Below are 24,772 nucleotides of genomic sequence, written 5' to 3'. Positions count from 1 at the left end.
CCCTTCGTCCATTGAGCCAGGCACTTGACCCCGGAGCCAGGGCCGTTCGGCCTTTCCTCGGTTCATATAGACGCGCACGCCGGGGGTCCGGTATGTCGGTGGTCCGGTTATTCGGTGAGGTGGACGCGGCTGTGGCTGTGCGTGGCCGCTTCCACGTCGGCGGCGGTGAGTTCGATCAATTGGTGGGCAAGGTCGGCCAGGGCGCGGGCCGTGGCGAGTTCGTCCCCGATCTCGGGGATTTCGGTATCCGCGGGATTTCGGCGTGCGAGTCCGACCCCGACCAGGGTGTGGGTGTCGCGGGTTCGGAGTCGGGCCTGGGCCCGGGTCCTGGACCCGTTTTCGTCGGCGTCGTGTTCGTCGATGACGATCTCCACGGACCATTTCTTCTCGTTCATGTTCATCGGCCTCCGTTCGGTGTTGGGCGCGGCTCTCGCGTCCTCGATGCGTGTCGGGTGCGTGGGTGTGCCGCGATCACGAGGCCACGACCACTCTCGTATCGGTTGTCGTCGCGCACAGCCCGAGGACGCCGCGGAACCCGTCCGCTATCGAATCGGTCAGGGCTGCCAGATCCGGGACGGCGTCGGTGTCGGCGTTGATCCCGACACAGCATCGCGTGGTGTAGGACATCAGGGTGACGTTGAATGCCGATCCGAGTGTCGGGCTGAAGGCGTAGTAGTGCAGGATCTCCGACCCCGCAACGAACAGGGGTACCGGGGATCCGACGACGTTCGAGGCGACGAAGTCGACGTGTTTGAGCATGTTTCCCAGCGTCGCGGCCGGAAGCAGGTTCAAGGCGCCGGCGATCATCGGTGACAGCGCAATCGCGGGCTCACGGCGCCAAGTCTCGACGGTGGCGTGCACCCGGCGTATCAGGTCGGCGGGGTCGCCGACGTCAGTGGGTAGTGCAAAACGTGCCAGGGTGATGCGGTTGCCGCCCACCGGGTCCGCCTCGGTGCGCAGGCTGATCGGCAGCGTCATCCGCAGTGCGCTGATCTCGGCGCCGTGACGTCGGTGATACTGCGCCATGCCCAGCAGCACTGCAGCCAGAAACGCGTCGTTGATCGAACCAGCCCCCGCCGCGGCCGCCTGAGCGAGCGCTTCGACCGGGACGTCGAGCACCGCACAGTGACGCCGGGTGCTGCGTTTGGTCATCACGGGGGGATAGCGTGGAGACCACGGGACGTGTCAGGCGCAGTATGGAGCCGGTCAGCACGGTTGCGTCGTGCCAGGTGGCCCTCGGAGCCCGAACCAGTCGAACACTGCTGCGGCCCAGGGCATTCGATGCCCGGCGGGCCAGGTCCGTGGCAGTGTTCCGGTACCAGGACAGGCGGCCCGGCGGAGTAGTCGAGTCACCGTTCGGCGAGGCCGTCCGGTTGTCCGTTCGGTCCGGCCGTGGAGCGCCCTCGCGGGTGAAATCCACGATCTCCCGGGCAATCTGCATTCCACTGACACCGTCGGTGAGGGCGTGATGCACCTTCATCACGAGGGCGGCCTTGCCGCCGGGCAGGCCGTAGAACCGTGAACTCCCAGAGCGGACGGCGGGTGTCGAACGCGGTCATCTCCGCCGCCCGGGTGAAGTCGAGAACCCCGTCCCAGGTTCCGGGTTCGGTGAGGCTGTAGCGGCGCAGATGCCAGCTCAGATCGAAATCCTCATCGCCTGACCACCTCGGCGGGGCAAGGCCCAGCGGATCCTCGATCACCTTCTGTCGGAAGAGGGGCACCAATTCGACCGCCCTGCCCATCATGTCGACGAATCGGGTCTGATCCGGACTACGGTCGAGCACCGCGACCGCCACGATGGTTGAGCGCAGGATCGGATCCTCCTCCATCCGCCACGACATGAAATCCGTCTGGGTCATGTATCGCTGATTCGTCGCGCTCACGTCGGTCAACTCGCTCGTCGATGGGGTCTTCGGTCGGTCTGCTAGCTGATGGTGTTCGGTGTGGTCGCCGGAGAGGCCGATCCCCCGCGGGTTCCCCGGGCCACGCGTCACATCGGCATCATGTGCATGGGTGGCAGAACACCCATGCTGTGCAGCCACATCATGAACATGTGGAACATCGGCATCGCATCCATCACGGGTCACCTCCTTTGATTGGCGCCGGAGTCACGGTGTCGTCCCGGCGCGCAGAATGCTCAGGCGACTGCGATATTCCTGCTCGTCGATCTCGCCGCGCGCGAACCGCTCGGCAAGGACCGCTTCGGCACTGCGAAGCGGCGGCGACCCACCGTGCGGTGCAGGGAACGGGTGACTCACATAACGGATCAGCAGGATGATTCCCACGATCAGCAGCCCCCAGAACAGCGCCATGCCGATGAACATCAGGGCATACCCCCAACCGCCGGAATAGTCGTCGTACATCACGGTGCGGCCCTCCTACTGTCAGCCCGGCGGTGTTCATCCGGAGTGGGTCCGCCGTGCTTCTCCCTCCAGTGTCCGACTACCCGAGGTGGTGTTCACAGGGTCTTTCGGCCGTTTCGAGAGTTTCACGAAGGAATGAACACCCTGTATACGGTGTTTATATACACACGATGGTGGTGGCGCCAGGCGACCACCGGCAGGTAGAAGACGTGCATTATGACCAGCCCTCATGAACCAGCGATGAGGAATCCGCCGGCGACCAACAATGCGGTGGCCCGGGCGCAGTTGCCCGCGCCCCGCATGATGCTCGTCGACCCTCGCTTCGGTGGGCTGGCCAGGCAGTTCTTCCGGCTCTTCGGGCACCCCACCGACGGAGGCGGCGCCCTTGCGATCTACCTGCACGGTGAGCCCGTGGTCGACATCTGGTCGGGATGGGCAACCCGGGATAGCCGCTGGCAAGCCGACACCGTGTCGGTGTCCTTCTCCACCGGAAAGGGCGTTGCAAGCACGGTACTCCACCGTGTCGTGGACCGCGGACTGATCACCTACGACGCGCCCGTCGCCGAGTATTGGCCCGAATTCGCGAATGCAGGCAAGGAGTCGGTCACGGTACGGGAGCTGTTGACGCACCGGGCCGGCCTGCACCGTGTGCGCGGACTGGTACCGGGGCCCTCGGCTCTGTTCGATCACGACAGCATCGTCGGCGCACTCGCATCCGCACAACCGACCGTCGCCGAGCCATCATGCCGGGCTATCACGCAGTCACCTTCGGATCACTGGTCGCGGAACTCACCACTCGCGCAACCGGATCGTCGTTCACCGACCTCGTCCGCACCGAAATCGCCGAACCCCTCGGAATCGGAGAATTCTGGTTCCAAGTCCCTGCGGAGGAACGTCACCGGATCGCGAAGCTGTTCCCGCGCATCAATCCGTTCGGGGTCCCCTGGGAAACGGCGTCCTTCGCGCTGTCCTGTCTGCCCGTGCTCCGGAACATCGCCAACGCAGGCATGCCCGAGGGATTCGACGAACTGGTCCGCAATCCCGCCGTTCATGACTACGTGATGCCCGGATGGAACGGCGTCTTCAGCGCCCGCGCCCTCGCCCGGATGTATGCGGCGATCGCGAACCGGGGCATGGTAGGTGGCAGGAGATTCCTCAGCGAGGAGACTCTCGCGCAAGTCGGTGAGGTGCAGACTACGGCTCGCGACTACGTACTCGGCATCCGAATGAACTGGCGACTGGGCTATCACTCGGCGTTCGTCGCCAGCCGCAACCAGCCTACACACGCGTTCGGCCACTACGGGCTCGGAGGGTCCGGGACGTTCGCCGATCCGGAAACCGGACTGTCGGTGGCGTTCGTGACGAACCGGATGGGGGGTGCACTGACCCCGCTCGCCGACCTGCGGCTGGCGAAACTCGGCGCGCAGGCGGAATCGATCGCTCGGCGACTGTGAATGCGGTGCGGCCACCGCGAGCACCTTCCCGTGGGCTCGTCGAAACCGCGAGCCTCAATTCCCTCGGCGGCAGATCATCAGCGGGCAGAGAACGTGATGGAGCAGGTTCTGGCTCGTTGAGCCCAGGACAGCACCGGCCAGTCGATTGTGGCCGTGGCTACCGACGACGACGAGCTGCGCGTCGCGGGCGGATTCGAGGATCAGCTCGGCCGGATTGGCCTGCTCGATGACGGTGCTCAGTTGCAGATCCGGGTACTTCTCCCGCCACCCGGCGAGATTTTCCGCCATGAGAACGGCCTGTTCTTCTTCGACGACGGCCCAATTCACCCTTGTCAAGGCGGTCTGGCGCCCTGCGAGTTCGCCGGTGCCCCAGCCGTGCACCGCGAGCAGAGGTACCTCGAGAAGCGTTGCGAACTCGACGGCCGTGGTGATGGCGAGTGAGCTCAGTTCACTTCCGTCGACCCCGACGACGACAGGACGGCGGTCGGGCACCGGCAACGCCGATCGGAACACGGTGACGGGACAGTGCGCACGGTTGACCACCTGCATGACCGTGGAGCCGGTGACGAGCGATTCCAGCGCTCCCGCACCGGTGGATCCCACCACGACCATCTCTGCGTGCGTGCTCAATCCGGCAAGCGCCGGGCCCGCGGGCCCGGGATGGGAGCTGGCGGACACGGTGACGTCGGGGAACGCGCTCTTCACGTGCCGTTCGGCCCGGTCCAGGATCTCGTGGGCAGATTTCTCGACCTCCTGGGCGAACTGGTCCTGGAAGAGAAGAGCGGCTTCGCTGTAGTGGTATCCCGGACTCGGCAGGACGTGAGCCAGTTGTAGTGGCACAGATTTCCGGTGGGCGATCGCCGCTGCCCATACAGCGGCTCTCATCGCTCGTTCCGAACCGTCGACACCGACAACGATGGACTGGTGTTGCGCGAGAACGCTCATTCTTCTCAACTCCTGTACTCGGGCGGACGATCGCGTGGAGCGAAGGTCCTCGTCCGGTTGCCGGCGGCGGTCAGGCCCCACCACCGTCACGATCGCATCGGTGGGAATGAAGTCGATAGGGGCATAGGTCATCGCCCGCCGCGACACAGGACCGGGAAGTGACGGTAGACCCTACTCGGTGGCCGGCATCGTTGGTTGAATCCGAAGGAACACGACACCTGGAGTTCGCCATGAATCCCACACCCCACCGTCGTCGACGGGAACGTCCGTCGACGACGAGGGTCCGATCAGAAACGCCGACGAACGACGCCCCGACATGGGTGTGCAGCACATGTCGCGGCCTGCGCCGATCACCGATGACGACCGAATCGATTGGCCCGATCCGAGCCCGCTCACCGACTGGTGGACACGCGTGATGTTCGGGCCACACTTGTCGCGGCACCATCATTGACCGGAACCTGCTCGCGCACCCCACTTTACGCCCTCCAACAGCACACCAACCATCAAAGGAGTCAACATGCGAACACTCGTGGTCTACGAGTCGATGTTCGGAAATACCCGACACGTGGCTGAGGCGATCGCTCGGGGTCTCAGGTCGGCGGGAACCGTGACAACGGTCCCGGTGGCCCGGGCCGGCGACGAGGACTTGTCCAGCTACGACCTGGTGATGGTCGGCGGCCCAACACATGTTCACGGGATGAGTCGCGAGTCGACCCGGCACGGGGCGGCCGTAACCGCGCACAAGCCGGACAGCACGGTGACATTGGAACCTGATGCGGAAAGCGAAGGACTCCGCGAGTGGCTCGACGGGCTCCCACCATCGCACGGGAAAGCGGTGGCGTTCGACACCCGCGCCCACGGTCCCGCCCTCCTGACCGGCAGAGCGTCGAAGGGTATCTGCCGGAAGCTGCGGCTGCGCGGGTTCGATCTCGTCGCCGAGTCCGAGAGTTTCCTCGTCGACAAGGAGTCTCGGCTCGACGAAGGGGAGGAGACGCGTGCCGAGCAATGGGGCCTCACGCTCGCCCAGCAGGCCAGTTCCCCTCGACCGTAACGAATCCGGCGCAACCCCCCAGCCTCGAGGTGGCTCGTTCTCGTCGTCATCGGCACAGTGGATGCGACCGGATCCACAACTCTCGTGCCGGCGGCAACCTCGTTCGATCCGTACCTGTGGTCGCCGCCGTCGGCGACCAGCACGACCTGCGGGATCCGCCACGACGAAGCGCGCGTGCCCGGTAATCTGGGGCTCACACGCGTCTCTCAACCGGAGGTTGACCCCATGTCGACGCCTGCGATCGACCTGCGCCGACATGATGCGGTGATCTTCGACCTCGACGACGTGGTGACCGCCACCGGGACGACGAACGACACCCTGTCGCCGGACGTGTGCGGCGGCGTCCGGCGCGAGAACCCGGACCGCACAGACCTGTTCCACCAGAACATCGCACCTGGCGGCGAGATGCCCGTGGGCTCCACCGTGATTCTGCTCCGCCACCTGCGGGGCCTCGGGGTGGCGACAGCGGTGTTCTCGACGCATCGACGCGTAGGGCCGGTGCTCGATGCCGCAGGGATCGCCGACCTGTTTGCCGTTCGGGTCGACGACGCGTCACCCGTCGACGCCGCCGCTCGGCTGGGTACGCGTCCGGACGGTGCGGTCGTCGTCACTGCATCAGCAGCAACCACCACCGCGGCCAGCGGTGGGGGGTTCGCGCGTGTCATCGGGGTCGGTCGCGGCCGCCGCGCCGACGAGCTGAGAGAATGCGGGGCAGACATCGTCGTGGCCGACACCTCCGAGATACAGGTCCGTGCAGGCGATCTCCGCCTGTCCGAGATTCCTGACGCGTTGACGTCTCGGCACGAGCTGACCGCCCTACTCCGCGTGCGCCGCCCCGCGGTGTTTCTCGACTTCGACGGCACCCTCGCGGAGATCGTGTCCGATCCGTCGGAGGCCGTTCTGATCGACGGGGTGGCCGCCGAGTTGGCCAGGTTGACACGCGAATGCCCGGTGGCCGTGATCAGCGGACGCGACCTCGCGGACGTCCAGGCACGGGTCGGTATGGCGGAGATCTGGTACGCGGGCAGCCACGGCTTCGAGTTGGCCGGACCACAGGGCCAGCACTACCAGAACCCTGACGCACTCGCCGCGGCACCGGCGCTGGCGCGTGCGACCCGCGCGCTCGCCGACCGCCTCGGTGACGTGCCGGGTGTGGTGGTCGAGCCCAAGAAGTTCACCGTCGCCGTGCACTACCGCAACGTGGCTGCCGACCGGATAGACGAGGTCGTCGCCACTGCCGGCGACGTCGCCACGTCCGGGGCGGTCCACCTGCGGGTCACCGGTGGCCGCAAGGTCGTCGAACTCCGTCCCGACGTCGAGTGGGACAAGGGACGCGCACTGAACTGGGTCCTCGAGCACATCGACGACGCAAGGTCCCTGCTTCCGATCTACATCGGCGACGACCTCACCGACGAGGACGCCTTCGACGCCGTCACGGAGACCGGGGTGGGGATCGTCGTCCGCAGCCGGGAGAGCGGGGATCGGCGGTCGGCGGCACGATTCGCCGTGAACGATCCAGTTCAGGTCTGTGAACTGTTGCAGCGGCTGGCGGATCGTCTCGGCCGCGACCCCGAGACCGCGGCCGCGGCCGATGCATGGATGTTGTTCTTCGATGGCTATGACCCGGCGACCGAGAAGCTGCGGGAGGCGATCTGCACGTTGGGGAACGGCTACTTCGCCACTCGCGGCTGCGCCCCCGAAGCATCCGCCGGCACCGTCCACTACCCGGGCACGTATCTCGCCGGTGTGTACAACCGCTTGCGCGACGAGCGGGCCGGGATGGCGATTGTGAACGAGAGCATGGTGAATGCGCCGAATTGGCTGGCGACGACCTTTCGTATCGAGGGCGGGCAGTGGTTCGACGTCGATGCCGTCGACCTGCTCGAGTACCGCCAGTACCTCGATCTGCGGCGCGCCGTGCTAACCCGCCGGTTTCGGTACCGCGACGACGCCGGGCGAACGACCTCGGTCCTCCAAAGACGATTCGTCGCCATGCATCGTCCCCACGTCTGCGCGCTGCAGACGACGATCATCGCGGAAGACTGGTCCGGCTCTTTCGAATTGCGTTCGGCCCTCGATGGTTCGGTCCACAACACGCTCGTCGAGCGGTACCGGGATCTCGCCGCCGATCATCTCGCACTACTGCATTCCCGCGCGCTGTCGGCGGACTCGGTCCTGCTGGCGATGCAGACCACTCAATCGCGCATCCCGGTGGCCATGGCGGCACGCACCACGCTGTCGCCCCGCGACCGACACCGTGAGCCCACCTACCGTCTGCTCGACCGCGACGGCCGCATCGGCCACGACATCACGGTCGACCTCACCGCGGGTGAGTCCGTGACGTTCGAGAAGATGGTGACAGTGTTCACGGGGCGCGATCACGCGCTGTCCGAGCCGGCCGAGGAAGCGGCCCGTTGGGTGCCGTCGATCGGTGGGTTCGAGGAAGTGCTGGACGGTCACGTGCTGGCCTGGGAGCACCTGTGGGACCGTGTCGGGATCGCCCTCGACGATTACCAGGACGCGCTGCGCATCGCCCGGCTCCATCAGATGCAACTCCTGCAGACCGTGTCGCCGAATACCGCCGACCTCGACGTCGGTGTGCCGGCCCGGGGACTGCATGGCGAGGCCTATCGGGGGCACGTCTTCTGGGACGAGTTGTTCGTCTTCCCGGTCCTGAACCTGCGGGTGCCGACCCTGACCCGGTCGTTGCTGCGCTACCGGTACCGTCGGCTGCCGGAGGCCCGCCGGGCCGCGCGGGCGGCCGGTTATCGCGGTGCGATGTTCCCGTGGCAGTCGGGTAGCGACGGCCGGGAGGAAAGCCAGCAAGTGCATCTCAATCCGCGGTCCGGTCGCTGGCTGCCGGACCCGAGCTGGCGCCTGCACCACATCGGCATCGCGATCGCCTACAACGTGTGGCACTACTACCAGGTCACCGGGGACCTCGAGTTTCTCAGCGATTTCGGCGCCGAGATGCTGGTGGAGATCGCCCGATTCTTCGCCGGCCTCGCCTCCTACGACCGGACCCGGGGGCGCTACACGATCCGCGGAGTGATGGGCCCGGACGAGTTTCATTCCGGCTACCCCGAGGCCCCGCACGAGGGAGTCGACAACAACGCCTATACCAATGTCATGGCCGTGTGGGTGATCCTGCGGGCGATCGAGGCGCTCGATACGATTGCGGCCCCGAACCGGTCCGAGCTCGTCGACTCGCTGAGCGTGGACGCCCACGAGATGGCGCGGTGGGCGGACGTGAGCCGCCGCATGTTCGTTCCCTTCCACGATCGGGTCATCAGTCAATTCGAGGGGTACGAGGCGTTGGCGGAACTGGACTGGGCCGGCTACCGAGAGCGGTACGCCGACATTCAACGGCTCGACCGCATCCTCGAGGCGGAGGGGGACGACGTCAACCGGTACCGCGCCTCGAAGCAGGCCGACGTGTTGATGCTGTTCTATCTGCTGTCCGCCGACGAATTGCGAGATCTGTTCGAGCGACTCGGCTATCAGCTCGAACCGGAGGCGATACCGCGCACCATCGACTACTACATCGCCCGGACCTCGCACGGATCCACGCTCAGCGCGGTCGTGCATTCCTGGGTACTCGCCCGCGCCAATCGCGGCAAGGCCATGGAATTCTTCGACAGGGTGCTCGCGTCCGACATCACCGACATCCAAGGAGGCACGACCTCCGAAGGGATCCACCTGGCGGCCATGGCGGGAAGCATCGACCTGCTTCAGCGCTGTTTCACCGGACTCGAAACCCGTGGTGATCGCCTCGTTTTCAGCCCGGAATGGCCGGAAACGCTCGGTAAGCTCGAATTCCCGATCGTCTATCGCGGGTACCAGCTGTGGCTGACGATCAGCGGTCGACGCGTACGGGTCAGCGCGGGGGCCGGAAATCAACGCGCCATCGAAATCTCGTGCCGCGACCAGGTAGCCCGACTGGAACCAGGGTGCACGGTCAGTCTGGGCTAGATACGTCCGATCCGTGCGCCACCACCGCCCACGACCGGACCGTCGCGCCGTCACACCAAGTCAGCACATCAGCTGACCGGCCATCCCGGTTTTCGCCCGACATCGTTCCATTCTCGATCCCACTGGCGCATCCGGCTTCGTCCGTTCACCCACCGCACCCCCCAGTACAGCAGCAGGGCGCACACCGCCGCGACCGCCCAAACCGACACTGCCGCACTCACGGCGATCACCGCGTTCTCCACGCCCGACCGGGGCTCGTCGACCACGTTGCCGTTCGTGTCCACCCACACCGTGACGGTGTCACCCCGGTGCGTTCCGGATCGGGTTTCCACGACGGCCGAGCGCAGGGCGCCATCCGGTGCAGTCCACTGAGCCGTCGCACGGTCCTGCGTTTCCGGAGATCGACTGGCCGCGTCGGGAACCACCACGTGTCGCGGATCATCGATGAGCACAGCAGACTGCGCATGCCTGGTCTCGAGTTCGGCGGCAGACCGTTCGTTCAGGCCGGTGTTCGTCACGGTTCCGAACGCCGCTGCGAACGGGATCACCATCAGGATGAAGGCGATCAGCACGGCCGCGACCACGGCGTCGAAACGGTCCGTCGCCCGCATGAGCGGATTTCGGCTCCAAGGCACCAGACGCCACCAGCGCAGGGCCTGATCGATGGTCATCACACGCCTCCTCGGACCGTCCTTCTGTTTCAGAGTGATCTGTTCCGCGCCTTCTGTTTCAGAGTCTTCCGCGCACGAGGTGGGCAGCCTAGGGCACAAGGTCATTGGCAGTGGTGACCAGCGAGGTCTTTGGTCATTGCCGTCGGAAGGGATTCCCCGCGCGCAGAAGGCTCGGCCTCCACCTACGGATCGCTCGTCGATCGGGCTCCCGACTACGTGATGGCCGTATGGCCTACAGTCCTTGTTCCGAGCCGAGTCCTTGTGCCGAGTCGGCGCCGAAACGCTCGATGAGCGTTTCACCCACGGATCAGGCGGCCGCACCGTCAGTCGCCGGGCCCGGGCCCGGGAACGAACCTGGAGATCCGTGGATGATCGTCTCCAGCCCTGCGTCGAGCATCACGTTGGTGATCAGTTCCCCGAAGGCGTGGGGGTCGTCTATGAGCCAGGCATGACCGCCGGGCACAACGATCGTGCGGGGGTCACCGAGCGCAGCCCGCATCGACAGCGACGTCGATTCGGGGATGACCGTGTCGCGTGTACTCCACACCACGAATACGGGAAGCCGCCGTGCCGCGAGGGCAGCGAGTTCGTGTGCGAGGTTCGCGGTCCGGGCGAGGTGGGCAACGTGCCACACCGCGGCCGGGTTGCGCAGAACGTTGGGCACCGCGTCGCGCAGGACGACCGGCAGGACGCGGGTCAGGGAGTAGATCGGCCGGCAGATGCAGTCCCCAGTCCCACAACGGGCGGTCGCGCAGTGCCCGTAGGACTCCGCGACCGTCAACCCAGGACGAGCCACCGATGGAGTTCACCAGCACCAATCGCTCGGCAAGAGTCGGCAATTCAAACACGGCTGCAGTCGCGACACCACCGCCGAAGGAGTGCCCGACCACCGTCACCGGGGAGATCAATGGCGTCAGCGAAGCGTCCGATCCACCGGGCGTATCCGACGAGGGTTCGGTGCTCGGCGGGGAGGCTGGCGATGCCGCCGAATCCGGGAAGCGCCGGGGCGTACACGCGAAACCCGGCGTCGATCAGCTCCTGGAGGGGACGCGCGTACGCCTGGCCTCCGAGACCCCACCCGTGCAGGAACAACACCGGCGGGCCGCTGCCGCCGCCCGCGTACCGAGCTGCCCGGCCGTCGACCCGGATCGACCGCCACCACATCCGACGGGATCGCAGGTGCGAGACGCCTCTGCCGTTCATACCTTCCATCGAAGCGCTGCGAAGACGCAGCGCCGAGGGCCACCGGACCTCGAATCGGTGGCCTAACGTCACAGATGCCGCGCCGTCGTACCGCGGGATCCCGAGAAAAGTGACCTTTGACCCTGGAATCGCGCGCGCCGTTACCGCACCGTTGTGGATGAGGCCGACCCGTCACACCGGATACACCCGTCGGCGAAGCAACGAGAGGGCATCATGTTCGACCGCCACGCCACCGCAACGGGGCAGCGCGAGGACCGTCACCAGCGGCACGACGACCCGGGCGAGTTCCTGCATCTCCACCCCGCAGGGCTGGTGCTCGCGGTGCTATCAGGTGCGGCGGCCGCGGGTCTGGTCGTCCTGCTGGGGGCGTGGCTCGCAACTCTGCTCGTCGGAGTCGGCGCTGCCGCGACCCTCGTCGCCACCGTCGGCTTGGCCGCGGTGATGTTGATGCCGCACCGGCCACGCTGGCATCGACCGCGCCCGGCCCGTCCGGCTTCTCGATGACCACCGGCAGTACCGTGCAGCGAGAAGCGCCCGATGCTTCCTGGGGTCGGCGTAATCTGGGTTTCCGCGGTCACACAGCCAGACTGGAGGTTGCCCCATGATCACGGTGTTTCTGGTGGACGATCACGAGGTCGTGCGGCGCGGGATCGCGGATCTGCTCACCTCCGATCCGGATCTGACGGTGGTCGGTGAGGCCGCCTCGTATGCGCAGGCGATGGCGCGGGTGCCGGCGTTGACACCGGATGTCGCCGTCCTCGACGTGCGCCTGCCCGACGGCAACGGCATCGAGCTGTGCCGCGAGCTGCACTCGTTGATGCCGGAGCTGCATTGCCTCATCCTGACCTCGTTCACGGACGATCAGGCGATGCTCGACGCGATTCTCGCCGGGGCCAGCGGGTACGTCGTGAAAGACATCCGGGGGATGGAATTGGCCGAGGCGGTCCACGCGGTGGGGGCCGGCAAGTCGCTGCTCGACAGCCGCGCCGCAGCCGCCCTGATGGCCAAGATCCGTGCGGATGCCACTGAGAAGGACGGCATTTTCGGGCACCTGACCAATCAGGAGCGGACGTTGCTCGCCCTGCTCGGCGAGGGGTTGACCAACCGTCAGATCGCCGCACGGATGTTCCTGGCGGAGAAAACCGTCAAGAACTATGTGTCGCGGCTGCTGACCAAACTGGGGGTGGAGCGCAGGACGCAGGCAGCGGTACTCGCCACGAAGCTGCCGTCGAGCCCGTCCGGCACCTGACGGGGCACCGGTTCCGACTCCTGGCGAGGCCGCTACATGGGAGAATGCGACGTGTGACCCGTCAACCGGATGAGCCCGATCGAGGTCCGTTGCTCGGTACCCTGTCCGAACTTCGGCTCCGTGAGCTGCTGACCGAGGTGCAGGAACGCATCGCGCAGATCGTCGATGCCCGAGATCATGTCGACGGGCTGCTCGAGGCGATGCTCTCGGTCACCTCCGGACTCGACCTCGACCGAACGCTCCGCACCATCGTCCACGCCGCGATCAAGCTGGTCGATGCCCGCTACGGCGCCCTGGGGGTCCTCGCCCCCGGAGAGGGAGAGGGCCTGAGCGAGTTCGTGTTCGAGGGCATCGACGAGGAGACACGCGAGCGGATCGGCGACCTGCCCCGTGGCCGCGGGGTCCTCGGGTTCCTGATCACCGATCCCAAGCCGCTCCGGCTGAAGGACCTGTCCCGGCACTCCGCCTCGGTGGGATTCCCGGCCGACCATCCGCCGATGAAAACCTTTCTGGGAGTTCCCATTCAGATCCGGGACGAGGTGTTCGGGAATCTGTATCTCACCGAGAAGGCCAACGGTGCACAGTTCACCGAGGACGACGAGATACTTCTGCGCGCCCTCGCGGCCGCCGCCGGGATCGCGATCGAGAACGCCCGCCTGTACGAGGAGTCGAGGGCGCGGCAGGCCTGGCTCGAGGCGACCCGGGAGATCGCGACCGAACTACTCGCCGGCAGCGACACCGCCGAGGTGCTGCGGGTGATCGCCGACGACGCGCTGGCCCTCACCGGCGCCCACAGTGCCTTCCTCGCGGTGCCGGACGATCCCGACATCCCGTCGGACGAGGTCACCGAGCTGGTGGTGACGGCGTCGGCCGGGACGGTGTCGGATCGCATCATCGGCCGGACGATTCCACTCGAAGGATCGACGTCCGGTGAGGCGTTCCGGGAGCGGACACCGCTGCGCGTCACCGCGCTGGCCTTCGACCCCGGGTTCGAGACGGGAACCCGGTTCGGTCCGGCACTGGTACTGCCGCTGCGGGCGGCGCAATCGGTGGCCGGGGTGCTGGTGACGCTCCGCACCGTCGACGCGCCGCCGTTCACCGACGACCAGCTGGCGTTGATGTCGGGGTTCGCGGATCAGGCGGCCGTCGCGCTGCAGCTCGCCAACAGTCAACGCCGAATGCACGAAATGGACGTCCTGTCCGATCGCGATCGGATCGCCCGCGACCTCCACGACCACGTCATCCAGCGCCTCTTCGCGGTCGGGCTGTCGCTGCAGAGCACCCTGCAGCGGGCGAAGGCGCCGATCGTCAAGCAGCGGCTCGAACAGTCGATCGACGACCTGCACGACATCGTGCGGGACATCCGCACGGCGATCTTCGACCTGCACGGCGGCTCGGCTGGCATGACCGAGTTCCGGCGGCGGCTGCACGACATCGTCGCCGAGACGACCGCGGATTCCGGGCTCCGCACGACCGTGCACCTGTCCGGGCCGCTGTCCGTCATCGACGCCGCGCTCGCCGAACATGCCGAGGCTGTCCTGCGTGAGGCGTTGAGCAACGCGGTCCGACACGCAGGCGCCGACACGGTCACGGTCAGCATCTCCGTCTACGACGATCTGGTCATCGAGGTCGCGGACGACGGCAAAGGGTTTCTGGAGGACGTCTCCCGCAGCGGCTTGGAGAATCTGGCTTCCCGGGCGCGGGACGTCAACGGGCACTTCACCATCGACACGACACCCGGCGGCGGAACCACCCTCCGCTGGTCGGCTCCGCTGCCCTGAGCCGGGCTCGGTCGCGCCCCGCCCGCGAAGGTGGGGACCTTCTCCCCTACGCCGGTGCCGTGCACACCGCGACGATGGAAGGCATGCCCGGCAATTTCGCCGCCACGCCTCGAGGAGAACACCATGACCGCCCGCCGCCCGATCGTTGTCGGAACAGATGGTTCACCGTCGTCCCTCCAGGCGGTCGCGTGGGCCGCACAGGCGGCGGCGCTGCGACATTCCCCGCTGTCGGTGATCACGACCACGTTCGTGCCCGGCGCCTACGGCTTCCCGATCGCCATGCCCACGAGCTACTTCGACGACGAGGAACGCCACGGGAAGAACCGGCTGGCTGCCGCCGCGGAGGCCGCCACCCACGCCGCACCAGGGCACTCCCTCGACATTCACACCACCCTCTGCACCGGAACCCCGGCCGGTGAGCTCCTCGAGCGAGCGAAAACTGCGGCGATGGTCGTGGTCGGCTCGAACCGGCAAGGAATCATCGAACGCGGCTTCCTGGGATCGGTCAGCGCCGCGGTCGCCACCCACGCCCGGTGTCCGGCCGCGATCATCCGCGCCGTTCCCGATTCCGACGTCGCCGAACTCGAGGGGTCTGTCGTCGTCGGAGTGGACGGGACGGCACACAGCGAGCCCGCCATTTCGATGGCCTTCGCCGAGGCCGCCCTGCGGCAGTGCGAACTGGTGGCCGTTCACGCCTGGTCCGACATCGACCTGCCCGTGCACTTCGCAGGCGGTAGCGTGTCCGGGTGGAAGCAGATCGTCACCCAGGAAACGGCGCTGCTGTCGGAGAGCCTCGCCGGCCGCGCCCAAGATTTCCCGGACGTCAAGGTTCGGACGATGGTCGTCATGGATCGACCGGTACGTAACCTGCGCGAACAAGCCGACAACGCAAGGCTTCTCGTCGTGGGGAGCCGCGGACGCGGCGGGTTCACCAGCATGCTGCTGGGATCGACGAGCCGGGCCTTGATGCACTCCGTCCGCTGCCCGCTCCTCATCGTTCGGTAGCGCCGACGGCGGTCAGAGTTCGTCCTCGGCTCTCGGGGCGAGAGCGAAGTAGTCCTCTTCCTCCTGCGCGAAATGCAAACGCAGCACCGCATACAGCCCGTACAGACACGCGAGAAGGTCGTCACGCTGATCCGGGCGGACCCCGCCGTGCGCCTCTATCGTGCCGAGGTGAGTGTCCAACCGTCGGCTGAGTCGATCGATCTCCGCATGGGCACGGCTCATAGGGGCAGTGGCTTCGACCGTCCCGAAGGCATCCGCCAGCGCGGGATACAGTTGACTCTCTTCGGCGCGTTCGTGGGGCAGGACACGCTCCACCAGGGCGGTGTGTGCCCGGCGCACCGCTGCCAGTGTTGCGGGTCCGGGGTCGGCGCTCACCTGCTCGGCCGCGTCACGGATCACAGCCAGCGCGCCCCGCAGATCGTCGTGCTCACGATCGAATCGCTGCAACAGCAGCCCGGTTTCCCGGGTGACCGTCAGTTCGGGGGAGCGTCCGCCTCGAACGGACCGTAGCGCGTTGAGGATGACCGCCACATCGATCCCCTCCTGCAGCAGGGCGCCGGGCGCGGGAGCGATTAGGCCGAACGCCGCGCAAACCATCGCCAGCAGCGACAGCGTCATACCGATGCCGGCACTCTGGATCGCGATCCGCCTCGACCGTCGGGCGATCTCCATGGCGTCCGCCAACCGGGCGAGGTGATCGGTCGTCAGCACGATATCGGCGGCCTCGGAACTGGCCGTGGCCCCCCGCGCCCCCATCGCCACGCCGACCGACGCCGCCAGGGCGGGCGCATCGTTGATCCCGTCCCCCACCATGATCGTGACCGCGTTGCGCTTCTCGTCCTGGACTGCCGCCACCTTGTCCGCCGGGGTTTGCTCCGCGAGCACGGCGTCGAGCCCGACGATGGACCCAATTTCGAGTGCCGGTGCCCGGCGGTCGCCGGTCAGCATGATCAGACGATTCAGTCCGGCCGCCCGCAACCGCCGCAACGTGCGGGGCGCGTCTCGGCGAAGAGGATCCCGCAGCAGGATCGCCCCCACCAGGGTGTCGTCGACGTGTACCCAGGCCACCGCCGCGCCGTCCAGGGCCGACCGCGTCGAGACGGCCTCCGCCCAGTCCGGCAACACACCGTGATCCGAACCGACCTTCACCGCACGACCGTTCACCATGCCGGTGACCCCGGTTCCCGCCTGCTCGCTGACATCGGTGGGAAGCGGCAGCGCACAGCCCCTCTCCCTCGCGAAATGCACGATCGACTCGGCCAGAACATGGGGCGAGAGTTGGTCGACGGCAGCGGCGAGTTGGAGTACCTCGTCGGGATTCTGGCCGGGGGCGGTGGCGACGTCGAGGCCGGATGGCCGGCCGGTCGTCAGAGTTCCGGTCTTGTCCAGCACCAACGTCCGAGCTCGACCGAGTGTTTCCAGTGCCCCACCGCCGCGGATGACGACACCGATCCGTGAGGCGCGAGAGAGCCCCGACACGATGGCAACTGGGGCGGCGAGCAGCAAGGGGCACGGGGTCGCGACGACCAGGACGGCGACCGCGCGCACGGCGGAACCACTCACCCACCATGCGACACCCGCCACCACGAGGGTCAGGGGAAGGAACCAGGTGGCGAGACGGTCTGCGATCCGCACGATCGGTGCCTTGTCCGCGGCCGCCTCCTGCGCCAGTCGGACGATGCCCCGAATAGGTGCTGTCCGCGGCGCTGGCGGTGGCGCGCAACTCGATCGCTGATCCGACGTTGACAACCCCGCTGCGGACCGAGTCCCCCACCCGCCGTTCGACGTGCAGCGACTCCCCGGTGAGCGCGGACTCGTCGAGGACTGCGGGCCTGTCGGCGACGACGCCGTCGACGGGAACAACCTCTCCCGAGGCGACGACCAGCAGATCGGTCGGTTCGACGGCGTCGAGGGGTACGAGGACGACGTCGTCGTCGCCGACCCGCTTGTGCGCTCGACGTGGCGCACGTTCGAGAAGGGCACGCAGATCGCGTGACGCGCGCCGCTCCGCCGCCGATTCGAGCGTGCGCCCCGTCGCGAGCATGAACCCGATGAGTGCACCTGACAGATATTCGCCGACCGCGAGTGTTCCCACCAGAGAGAGCACGGCGATGAGATCGACACCAGCTCTGCGATGAAGCAGTGACACGACAACCCAGCCCACAGCGGGTGCCAGGGACACCACCGTGCCGATCGCCCAACACGCGTCCGCAACGCCGGGCCGACCGAGAGAAATGGCCACCACACCGGAGACAAGCGCCACCGAGGTGACTGCCAGCAGGGTGGGTGCCAACAGCCTCGTCAGGCGCGCATACCTGGTTTCGCGGGTTCGTGTGTCGTGCATATGTCTTCCCTCGTCGAGGGCCGACGCGTAATAGCGCGTGTCTCCATCGTTGCAGCCCGCCCCTTGTTCTGCCCGTGTGCGACGGCAAGAGAGGACCAAGGTCCCTTTCCTCGCGACTAGCGGTGGCGCACCGTCGGAGAAGGAACCCCGCCAGCCCCGTCCCCTGTCATCCGTGCTGGACCGGCCGACGACCAGGAGCGCGATGGTGACGGCGACCAAGACAGCTCAGATGGACCCTCAGGATTCGACCGACTGGCTACTGAGTGAGCTCCGCACCCGACGAGATGGCTTGTCACGGAGGGCAGCGGAGCGGCGAACACTCGTCTACGGGACCAATGAACTGATACGGCATCGCGGTCGTACCGGGCCCCGACAGTTACTGCGTCGTTCACGCATCCCCTCGCCCTGCTCCTGTGGGATGGCTGCCGTCCTGGCCGTGATCAGCGGTTCAGCGCCGCAGGGTGTCGCGATCGCCATCGTGATCCTGCTCCACGCCGCCTTCGCGTTCGTGCAGCAATGACACGCGGAGCAGGCGGTCGAAGCGGTGGCGGCGTTTCTGCCGGACAGGGCGCGCGTCGCCCGTCAGGGAACGACGTGGCTCCTTCCCTACCGTTCCTCGTCTGGGGCTGCGACGAAGTCTGGCACCGGCGACGAACACTGCCGAGCACTGCGGCCCGGTCGCGCGCAGTGGTCCAGCAGTAATCGTGTCGTCGCTCAGGTGTGTGTATGCGAGGCAAGGTAGTTGACGATGTCCTCCACGGTCACCAGTGTCGCGTAGTCGGATTCCGGAATGTCGACGCCGAAGACAGCATGCAGGCGCACGAGGAAGTTCAGCCAGTCCATCGAATCGAGATCGACCTGGTCGCGTAGCGGCACATCCGTGGACAGTTCCTGGTCCTCGATCTCCGGTGCGATCTCCCGCAATGCGCGGATGACTCTCGACTCGATCGTCTCGCCGTTCATCTGTCGTCCTCACCACTTGTCAGGCTGTTGGAGCAGTTCGCTGATTCTGCTCAGGAATTGTGCGCCCCGTGTTCCGTCGCTGGCTCGGTGATCGGCGGCGAGGGTGGCGGTCACGACCGTCGCGACCTGCAGTTCCCCGTCGGCCGCCCAGGGGCGTTCACGGGGTCTGCCGAAACCGACCAACGCCACCTGGGGTGGATAGATCACACCGAAAACGGCGGCAACCCCGCGTTCGCCGAGGTTCGTCACGGTCAACGTCGGGTCCGCCATTTCCGAGCTGCGGAGCGAACCGGCACGCGCACGCGAGACCAGATCGCTCAGTTCCGCCATCAGCTGTGGGAGCGGTTTGTCGGCGGTGTCGTGGATTGCGGGGGCGACCAGCCCGCCGTCTCGCAGAGAGATCGCCACGCCGATGTGCGGGTGAGGGGCGGGCGTGAACTCCTCGTCTCGCCAGAACCCGTTCAGGTCCGGGAACTGCCGGGCGGCGAGCGCCACGGCCTTGATCTGCAGGGCGGCCAGGAGCACACGTTCGGTGATCGGACGGGCGGCATTCTCCGTGCGCAGCCATCTCGTCGCGGCCCGGAGCGGGATCTCGTCCATCAGGTAGTAGTGCGGGATTTCCCGTTTGGAGCGGCTCATGGACGCGGCTATCGCGCGCCGCATGTCGCGGGCCTTGGTCTCGGCTGGTCCGCGCTCGATGGAGTCGGCTGCTGCGCGCTGCACGTCGTCGAGCGTGACCGCAGCGTCGGGGCCGGTCCCGGTGACGCCGGCGAGATCGATTCCTGCTCGTTCCGCTTCCCGGCGGGCCCTGGGCGAGATCTTGCGCCGTGGTGCCGGTTCCACCGCGGGGGCGGCCATGGTGGTGCCGGCCGTCGGCTCCGCGGACGGTTGTTGCGGGGGTGGTGGTGATTCTCCCGGGCTCAGCATTGTTGCCAGTGCGGTCCCGACCGACACGGTCGTTCCGGGCTCGACGAGGAGGCGGTGAACGGTGCCGTTCTGCCAGATTTCCACGTCCACAGCCGCTTTGACGGTGTCGACGGTCGCTATCGCTTGACCGCGCTGGACGTTGTCCCCGGTTTTGACCAACCAGTCCGTCAGTGTTCCTTCGTCCATGTCGGCACCCAGGGACGGCAGCGTGAAATCGAACATGGCTGTGCCTCGTTCCTACTGATCGCCGATCACAGTTCGCGCCGTGGTCACAATGGTCTCGACCTGAGGGAGGGTCGCGTATTCGAGATGCTTGGCGTAGGGCCCCGGGACCTCGGCGCTGCACACGCGGCGAGGTGGCGCGTCGAGTTCGTAGAATTCGCGCTCGACGATCTGCGCCATGACCTCCGCCGCGAGACTGCCGGTGCGCCAGCCCTCATCGACCACCACTACGCGGTGTGTCTTCCGGACCGACGCAGCGACGGTGTCGGTGTCGAGCGGGCGCAGCACCCGGAGGTCGATGACCTCGGCGGCGATTCCCTTCTCCGCCAGGACGTCGGCGGCGGCGAGGGCCTTGGGCAGCGAACCGCCGTAGGTGATCAGGCTGATGTGGCTTCCCTCCCGGCGCACGGCGGCTGCGTCGATGTCCACCGGGACGGGCTCATCGAGGTCTTCCGACGAGCTGTACAGCTGGGTGTGTTCGAAGATGATCACCGGGTCGGGGTCGGCGAGCGCCGGTCGGAGCATTCCGCGTGCGTCCGCCACGGTCGCGGGCGCCAGGACCCGGATTCCGGGGATGCGGGCATACCAGTTTTCGAGGCTGTGCGAATGCTGTGCGGCGAGTTGCCGGCCGGCTCCGGTCGCCATGCGCACCACCACGGGGACCGAGAACTGCCCGCCCGACATGTGCCGGAGTGAGGCCGCGGTGTTCACGATCTGGTCGAGGGCGAGCAGGCTGAAGTTGACGGTCATCACCTCGATGATCGGGCGCATCCCGCCCACGGCCGCGCCGATCCCCACTCCGACGAAACCCAACTCCGAGAGCGGGGTGTCGCGGATCCTCTCCTCCCCGAATTCGGCGAGCAGGCCCTTGGACACCGCGTACGTGCCGCCGTAGCGGCCCACGTCCTCCCCCATCAGGAACACCCGCGGATCCGAGTGCAGGGCCTCCCGGATCGCTTCCCGTATCGCATCTCGGTAGGTGATTTTCACGTCGCCTCCTCGGTGTGCGCCGGCGTGAGGACGTCGCGCAGGAGATCGCCGGGGGCCTCCCAGGTGCCGGCTTCGGCGAAGGTCACCGCGGCATCGACCTCCGACATGACGCGGTCGTCGATACGGAGAAATTCCTCCTCCGAGAACAGCCCAAGCGCTTTGAGCCGTGCCGAGAAGGTGTGAATCGGGCCCCGTTCCTTCCAGGACTCCACTTCCGCCTTGTCGCGGTACAGTTCCGGGTCGAACATCGAATGGGCGCGAAACCTGTAGGTCTGGAATTCGATGAAGAAGGGGCCGCCGGTGGTGCGGACGTGCGTGGCACCGGAGCGCGCCGCGTGCAAGGAGGCGATCACGTCCATGCCGTCCGCTGTGAGGGTCGGGACGTCGAACGATGCGGCTTTGACGCACAAGTCTGTTTGCGATTCCGAGCGGGACAACGCTGTTCCCATGGCGTACAGGTTGTTTTCGCAGCAGAACAGCACCGGGAGCTGCCAGAGCGATGCGAGATTCATGGTCTCGTGGAAAGCGCCCTCGGCCATGGCGCCTTCCCCGAAGAAGCAGGCCGTCACCCGGCGTCTGCCCTGCATCTTGTCGGCCATCGCTAGGCCGGCCGCGAGGGGCAGCCCGCCGGCGACGATCGCGTTGCCCCCGTAGAACCGGGTGGCGGCATCGAACAGATGCATCGATCCGCCCCGGCCCCTCGAACAGCCTTCGTGTTTCCCGAACATCTCGGCCATGATCGCGTTCATGGAGACCCCGTGCACCAGCGCGTGCCCGTGCTCGCGGTAGGTCGCGACCACCGCGTCGCCCGCAGACAACGCGTGCAACGCCCCGACCGCGACCGCTTCCTCCCCCACATACAGGTGCAGGAATCCGCGGATCTTCTGGGCACCGTACAGTTCCGCGGCCTTCTCCTCGAAGCGCCGGATGCGCAGCATGTCGGTCAGCAACTCGACCGCGAATGCCTTGTCGTAGGGGAAGTCCGGGCCGGTCATCCGCCCACCTCCAAAGTCGAAGTGTCGCCCTCGGGCAGGCCGAGTTCGCGTGCTTTGAGCAGCCTGCGCATGATCTTGCCGCTCCGTGTGTGCGGGAGGACGTCCACGAACTCGATCTCCTTGGGAGCGACCGAGGCGCCGAGCTTCTTGCGGGAGTACCCGAGAAGTTCCCGGCGCAGGGCGTCGTCGGCGTTCCAGCCAGTCTTCACCGACACGAATGCCTTCACCACGGCCCCCACGATCGGGTCCGGCTTACCGATGACTCCGGCCTCGGCGACCGCGGGATGTTCCATGAGGACGTTCTCCACCTCGAAGGGGCCGATGAGGTGGCCCGCCGATTTGATGACGTCGTCCGCCCGGCCCACGAACCAGTAGTAGCCGTCCGCGTCGCGCTTGGCCAGGTCGCCGGTCAGGTACCAGTCGCCGGCGAATGCACGCCGGTACCGGTCGTCGTTGTTCAGGTAACCGCGGAACATCGACGGCCAGCCTCGCCGTATCGCGAGTTCCCCCTCCACGTCCGGCGTTTCGACGGGTGCGATCCCGCCGTCCTCTGTGCGCCGGACGATGGCGGCGTCGATACCCGGAAGGGGTCGTCCCATCGAGCCGGGTTTGATGGTGAAACCGGGTGTGTTGGCGATCATGATGCCGCCGGTCTCGGTTTGCCACCAGTTGTCGTGGATGGGCCGTCCGAGCACGTCCCGTCCCCACAGAACGGCGTCGGGGTTGAGTGGTTCGCCGACACTCGCGATGAACCTCAGGTGCGGGTAGGAGTACTTGTGCGCCAACGCCGGACCGGACTTCATCAGCATGCGGATCGCGGTCGGCGCGGTGTACCAGACCGTGACGGCCTGCTCGCCCAGGATGCGGTACCACCGTTCGGCATCGAAGTCGGTGCCATCGACGATCGAGGTCACTGCGTGCAGCAGCGGTGTGATCACCCCGTACGAGGTACCGGTGACCCAGCCGGGGTCCGCCGTGCACCAGAACACGTCCGAGGGATGCAGGTCCAGTGCGTACAGTCCGGTCGCATAGTGTGTGGCGACGGCGTCGTGGACGTGGATCGCGCCCTTAGGGGTACCGGTCGTTCCACTCGTGAAGTGCAGCAGGGCACCATCGTCGGCGGAGGTCGGGGTAATGTCGCCGTCCCCGTCGGCTTCCGCCATCATCGTGTGGAAACCGAGGGTGCCCGGAATGTCGGTGATCGAACCGGAATCCCCCACCAACAGAACGTGGCGCAGATAGGGCAACGCACCGCGGATCTTCGCCACCCGCCGCCGATACAGCTGCTCGGTGGTCACCAGGACCTCTGCGCCGCCGAGCCGAAGTCTCGTGGCCAGCGGCTCGGGGCCGAAGGCGGAGAACAACGGCGACACGACATTTCCGTTGCGCAGTGCCCCGAGAATGCTGACGTACAGCTCCGGGATGCGGCCGGTGAACACGAAAACCGGGTCGCCCTTTCCGACGCCGAGTCCGCGCAGCACCTCGGTGAACTTGCGGACGTGGAGTGCGAATTCCCCGAAGGTCACCTCGGTGACGGGGAGCTCGCCGGCACCGCTGGTAGTCGGACCTACGAATCGGAACGCGACCTTGTCCCGGTGCGGCCCGCAGGCGTGGCGGTCGACTGCGTAGTAGGCGATGTTGCAGCCACCGGGAGCCGGACCGAGCTGACGCTCGACGCCGGACCACGAGAACCGGGTGCGTTCACCGTCGTAGTCGGTGAAATTCGGTGACACCCCGCTGGGGGACGGCGAGGGGGGAATGATGGTCATGGCCGCTGATCACAGTCCACGGCCGGCCTGGGCGGTCCCGGGTTTGTGCCCGTCCCGCACGCAGCCGCGTCCTGTGTGGCGGCCAGCTCGAACAATTGGTGCGCCAGGTCGGTCAGGGCACGCGCGGCGGCCATCTGTCGACTGACCTGCACGGTGTCGGCGTGTCGGGGGCGGCAACCGGCCTCACCGTGTCCTTCGAGGGTTCGGTCGCGGGTGCGCAGACGGGCGGTGGCCCGCGAACACATCTGCTCCGCGTCGGGTTCTCGTACCTCGATTTCCACGGGCCATGTCGTCGCGGGCAGCGGTCTGTTCACCGCAGCTCTCGACCCCTGTGCGTGCGACTGCTCCGTCATGGCCCCTCGTATTCGATTGCTGTGTGGTCGCGCTCGGTAACCGGGTCCAGTCCCCCGGCCCGGCCGGACATTCCGCCCCCGGTGGAAGCGACCATCACTCGGTTGTTCGGTGTGGGCTCACCACGCTCGAACGACGCCCATTCCGGCTGCAGTTCCAGTGCTGTGAAGAGCCGTTGCCGGGCAACCCGCTCGGCCAGTTCCGGCAGGTCTGCGATCGGCACCCCCGCGAGGTCCGCAATGCTGCCCGCAACTGTCCGGGCAATCATGTCCCGGGTGAAATTCGCCCCGAACTCGCGGGTCAGCCGCTCGACCGCGGAGAGTTGCGCGTGCGGCATCGACGTGGCGTCCGTATCACTGTTCGTGCTGGTCATGGTGTTCTGAGGTTCCTTCGATGCCAGTTGTGCGTCGGTGGTTTCCTTCAGCATCGCCAACCCCACGACATCGGTAATAGAGGCGAAGGACCGTAGTCGAGGACCAAAGGCTCTGACGGTGCGGCCGGCCCCGCGATTGACTGA

General features: G+C 66.9%; 17 protein-coding genes and 5 pseudogenes. 8 read left to right on the top strand and 14 right to left on the bottom strand.

Going from position 1 to position 24,772, the window contains the following annotated elements; genetic code table 11:
- Positions 1–107: 107 nt before the first annotated feature.
- From PSR88_RS39845 to PSR88_RS39835, 3 genes and pseudogenes are all read right to left on the bottom strand, one after another.
- Positions 108–401, bottom strand: coding sequence for a DUF1876 domain-containing protein (locus PSR88_RS39845; protein WP_016881447.1), 294 nt, complete (start codon positions 399–401; stop codon positions 108–110).
- A 70-nt stretch (positions 402–471) separates the two neighbouring features.
- Positions 472–1,892, bottom strand: a pseudogene (locus tag PSR88_RS39840) (wax ester/triacylglycerol synthase domain-containing protein).
- Between the two features lie 216 nt (positions 1,893–2,108).
- Entirely contained in the window at positions 2,109–2,363 is a 255-nt protein-coding gene (locus PSR88_RS39835) for an SHOCT domain-containing protein (RefSeq protein ID WP_016881445.1), read from the bottom strand.
- Between the two features lie 216 nt (positions 2,364–2,579).
- Between PSR88_RS39835 and PSR88_RS39830 the strand changes: the two are divergent.
- A pseudogene (locus PSR88_RS39830) lies at positions 2,580–3,817 on the top strand (serine hydrolase domain-containing protein).
- A gap of 54 nt (positions 3,818–3,871) precedes the next feature.
- On the opposite strand, the gene PSR88_RS39825 reads toward PSR88_RS39830, so the two are convergent.
- Positions 3,872–4,762: a universal stress protein gene (locus tag PSR88_RS39825; protein WP_016881444.1), complete on the bottom strand. Its 891-nt coding sequence runs from the start codon at positions 4,760–4,762 to the stop codon at positions 3,872–3,874.
- Between the two features lie 517 nt (positions 4,763–5,279).
- Here PSR88_RS39825 and PSR88_RS39820 point away from each other — a divergent pair.
- Together PSR88_RS39820 and otsB are read left to right on the top strand one after the other, a co-directional pair.
- Positions 5,280–5,813 carry a flavodoxin family protein gene (locus tag PSR88_RS39820; protein ID WP_016881442.1) on the top strand — a complete coding sequence of 178 codons (534 nt, stop codon included), beginning with the start codon at positions 5,280–5,282 and terminating at the stop codon, positions 5,811–5,813.
- 225 nt (positions 5,814–6,038) lie between these two features.
- The gene (otsB, locus tag PSR88_RS39815) at positions 6,039–9,785 is read left to right on the top strand and encodes a trehalose-phosphatase (RefSeq protein WP_029538633.1); all 3,747 of its coding nucleotides are present in this window, start codon (positions 6,039–6,041) and stop codon (positions 9,783–9,785) included.
- A gap of 68 nt (positions 9,786–9,853) precedes the next feature.
- On the opposite strand, the gene PSR88_RS39810 is transcribed toward otsB, so the two are convergent.
- Together PSR88_RS39810 and PSR88_RS39805 are read right to left on the bottom strand one after the other, a co-directional pair.
- Entirely contained in the window at positions 9,854–10,456 is a 603-nt protein-coding gene (locus PSR88_RS39810) for a hypothetical protein (RefSeq protein ID WP_016881440.1), read from the bottom strand.
- A gap of 479 nt (positions 10,457–10,935) precedes the next feature.
- Positions 10,936–11,620: pseudogene (locus tag PSR88_RS39805) on the bottom strand (alpha/beta fold hydrolase).
- Positions 11,621–11,872: 252 nt separating this feature from the next.
- Here PSR88_RS39805 and PSR88_RS39800 point away from each other — a divergent pair.
- The 4 genes from PSR88_RS39800 to PSR88_RS39785 all read left to right on the top strand — a co-directional run bounded on the left by PSR88_RS39800 (position 11,873) and on the right by PSR88_RS39785 (position 15,694).
- Positions 11,873–12,163: a hypothetical protein gene (locus PSR88_RS39800; protein WP_020476767.1), complete on the top strand. Its 291-nt coding sequence runs from the start codon at positions 11,873–11,875 to the stop codon at positions 12,161–12,163.
- A gap of 97 nt (positions 12,164–12,260) precedes the next feature.
- Entirely contained in the window at positions 12,261–12,908 is a 648-nt protein-coding gene (locus PSR88_RS39795) for a response regulator transcription factor (protein ID WP_016881439.1), read from the top strand.
- Positions 12,909–12,952: 44 nt separating this feature from the next.
- Positions 12,953–14,689 carry a GAF domain-containing sensor histidine kinase gene (locus tag PSR88_RS39790; RefSeq protein ID WP_037196498.1) on the top strand — a complete coding sequence of 579 codons (1,737 nt, stop codon included), beginning with the start codon at positions 12,953–12,955 and terminating at the stop codon, positions 14,687–14,689.
- A gap of 123 nt (positions 14,690–14,812) precedes the next feature.
- A complete protein-coding gene (locus PSR88_RS39785) occupies positions 14,813–15,694 on the top strand; it encodes a universal stress protein (RefSeq protein WP_016881437.1) in 882 nt (293 codons plus the stop codon).
- Positions 15,695–15,706: 12 nt separating this feature from the next.
- Here the strand turns inward: PSR88_RS39785 and PSR88_RS39780 are convergent.
- Positions 15,707–18,038: pseudogene (locus tag PSR88_RS39780) on the bottom strand (heavy metal translocating P-type ATPase).
- A gap of 202 nt (positions 18,039–18,240) precedes the next feature.
- On the opposite strand from PSR88_RS39780, the pseudogene PSR88_RS39775 reads away from it, so the two are divergent.
- A pseudogene (locus PSR88_RS39775) lies at positions 18,241–18,414 on the top strand (cation-transporting P-type ATPase); the annotation flags it as partial.
- A gap of 338 nt (positions 18,415–18,752) precedes the next feature.
- On the opposite strand, the gene PSR88_RS39770 reads toward PSR88_RS39775, so the two are convergent.
- The 7 genes from PSR88_RS39770 to PSR88_RS39740 are packed head-to-tail and all read right to left on the bottom strand — an operon-like array spanning position 18,753 to position 24,628.
- Entirely contained in the window at positions 18,753–19,001 is a 249-nt protein-coding gene (locus PSR88_RS39770) for an acyl carrier protein (RefSeq protein ID WP_016881433.1), read from the bottom strand.
- A 9-nt stretch (positions 19,002–19,010) separates the two neighbouring features.
- Positions 19,011–20,150 (bottom strand): dihydrolipoamide acetyltransferase family protein, encoded by a 1,140-nt coding sequence (locus tag PSR88_RS39765; RefSeq protein WP_016881432.1) that lies wholly within the window; start codon positions 20,148–20,150, stop codon positions 19,011–19,013.
- A gap of 15 nt (positions 20,151–20,165) precedes the next feature.
- Complete coding sequence (locus tag PSR88_RS39760; RefSeq protein WP_016881431.1) at positions 20,166–21,140, bottom strand: alpha-ketoacid dehydrogenase subunit beta; 975 nt, start codon at positions 21,138–21,140, stop codon at positions 20,166–20,168.
- A complete protein-coding gene (gene pdhA / locus PSR88_RS39755; protein WP_016881430.1) occupies positions 21,137–22,135 on the bottom strand; it encodes a pyruvate dehydrogenase (acetyl-transferring) E1 component subunit alpha in 999 nt (332 codons plus the stop codon). Before pdhA ends, PSR88_RS39760 begins: the two co-directional genes overlap by 4 nt.
- A complete protein-coding gene (gene acsA, locus PSR88_RS39750) occupies positions 22,132–23,904 on the bottom strand; it encodes an acetate--CoA ligase (protein WP_016881428.1) in 1,773 nt (590 codons plus the stop codon). The genes pdhA and acsA overlap by 4 nt, the downstream gene beginning before the upstream one ends.
- Positions 23,901–24,257 (bottom strand): dsRBD fold-containing protein, encoded by a 357-nt coding sequence (locus PSR88_RS39745; RefSeq protein ID WP_016881425.1) that lies wholly within the window; start codon positions 24,255–24,257, stop codon positions 23,901–23,903. The genes acsA and PSR88_RS39745 overlap by 4 nt, the downstream gene beginning before the upstream one ends.
- The gene (locus tag PSR88_RS39740) at positions 24,254–24,628 is read right to left on the bottom strand and encodes a three-helix bundle dimerization domain-containing protein (protein WP_029538625.1); all 375 of its coding nucleotides are present in this window, start codon (positions 24,626–24,628) and stop codon (positions 24,254–24,256) included. The genes PSR88_RS39745 and PSR88_RS39740 overlap by 4 nt, the downstream gene beginning before the upstream one ends.
- Positions 24,629–24,772 lie beyond the last annotated feature (144 nt).

The sequence above is a fragment of the Rhodococcus sp. DK176 genome (assembly GCF_038447315.2).
Classification (GTDB): Bacteria; Actinomycetota; Actinomycetes; order Mycobacteriales; family Mycobacteriaceae; genus Rhodococcus_F; species Rhodococcus_F jostii_A.
The sequence above is the reverse complement of the archived record's forward strand: the minus strand, read 5'-3'. Positions and strand labels throughout refer to the sequence as shown.

Bases quoted from the DNA above. Each gene is read 5' to 3' on its own strand.
- PSR88_RS39740 (WP_029538625.1), bottom strand. From the start codon at position 24,628: ATGACCAGCACGAACAGTGATACGGACGCCACGTCGATGCCGCACGCG.
- PSR88_RS39745 (WP_016881425.1), bottom strand. From the start codon at position 24,257: ATGACGGAGCAGTCGCACGCACAGGGGTCGAGAGCTGCGGTGAACAGA.
- PSR88_RS39810 (WP_016881440.1), bottom strand. From the start codon at position 10,456: ATGACCATCGATCAGGCCCTGCGCTGGTGGCGTCTGGTGCCTTGGAGC.
- PSR88_RS39790 (WP_037196498.1), top strand. From the start codon at position 12,953: ATGCGACGTGTGACCCGTCAACCGGATGAGCCCGATCGAGGTCCGTTG.
- pdhA (WP_016881430.1), bottom strand. From the start codon at position 22,135: ATGACCGGCCCGGACTTCCCCTACGACAAGGCATTCGCGGTCGAGTTG.
- otsB (WP_029538633.1), top strand. From the start codon at position 6,039: ATGTCGACGCCTGCGATCGACCTGCGCCGACATGATGCGGTGATCTTC.
- PSR88_RS39835 (WP_016881445.1), bottom strand. From the start codon at position 2,363: ATGTACGACGACTATTCCGGCGGTTGGGGGTATGCCCTGATGTTCATC.
- PSR88_RS39825 (WP_016881444.1), bottom strand. From the start codon at position 4,762: ATGAGCGTTCTCGCGCAACACCAGTCCATCGTTGTCGGTGTCGACGGT.
- PSR88_RS39845 (WP_016881447.1), bottom strand. From the start codon at position 401: ATGAACATGAACGAGAAGAAATGGTCCGTGGAGATCGTCATCGACGAA.
- PSR88_RS39785 (WP_016881437.1), top strand. From the start codon at position 14,813: ATGACCGCCCGCCGCCCGATCGTTGTCGGAACAGATGGTTCACCGTCG.
- PSR88_RS39800 (WP_020476767.1), top strand. From the start codon at position 11,873: ATGTTCGACCGCCACGCCACCGCAACGGGGCAGCGCGAGGACCGTCAC.
- PSR88_RS39765 (WP_016881432.1), bottom strand. From the start codon at position 20,150: ATGTTCGATTTCACGCTGCCGTCCCTGGGTGCCGACATGGACGAAGGA.
- PSR88_RS39820 (WP_016881442.1), top strand. From the start codon at position 5,280: ATGCGAACACTCGTGGTCTACGAGTCGATGTTCGGAAATACCCGACAC.
- PSR88_RS39795 (WP_016881439.1), top strand. From the start codon at position 12,261: ATGATCACGGTGTTTCTGGTGGACGATCACGAGGTCGTGCGGCGCGGG.
- acsA (WP_016881428.1), bottom strand. From the start codon at position 23,904: ATGACCATCATTCCCCCCTCGCCGTCCCCCAGCGGGGTGTCACCGAAT.
- PSR88_RS39770 (WP_016881433.1), bottom strand. From the start codon at position 19,001: ATGAACGGCGAGACGATCGAGTCGAGAGTCATCCGCGCATTGCGGGAG.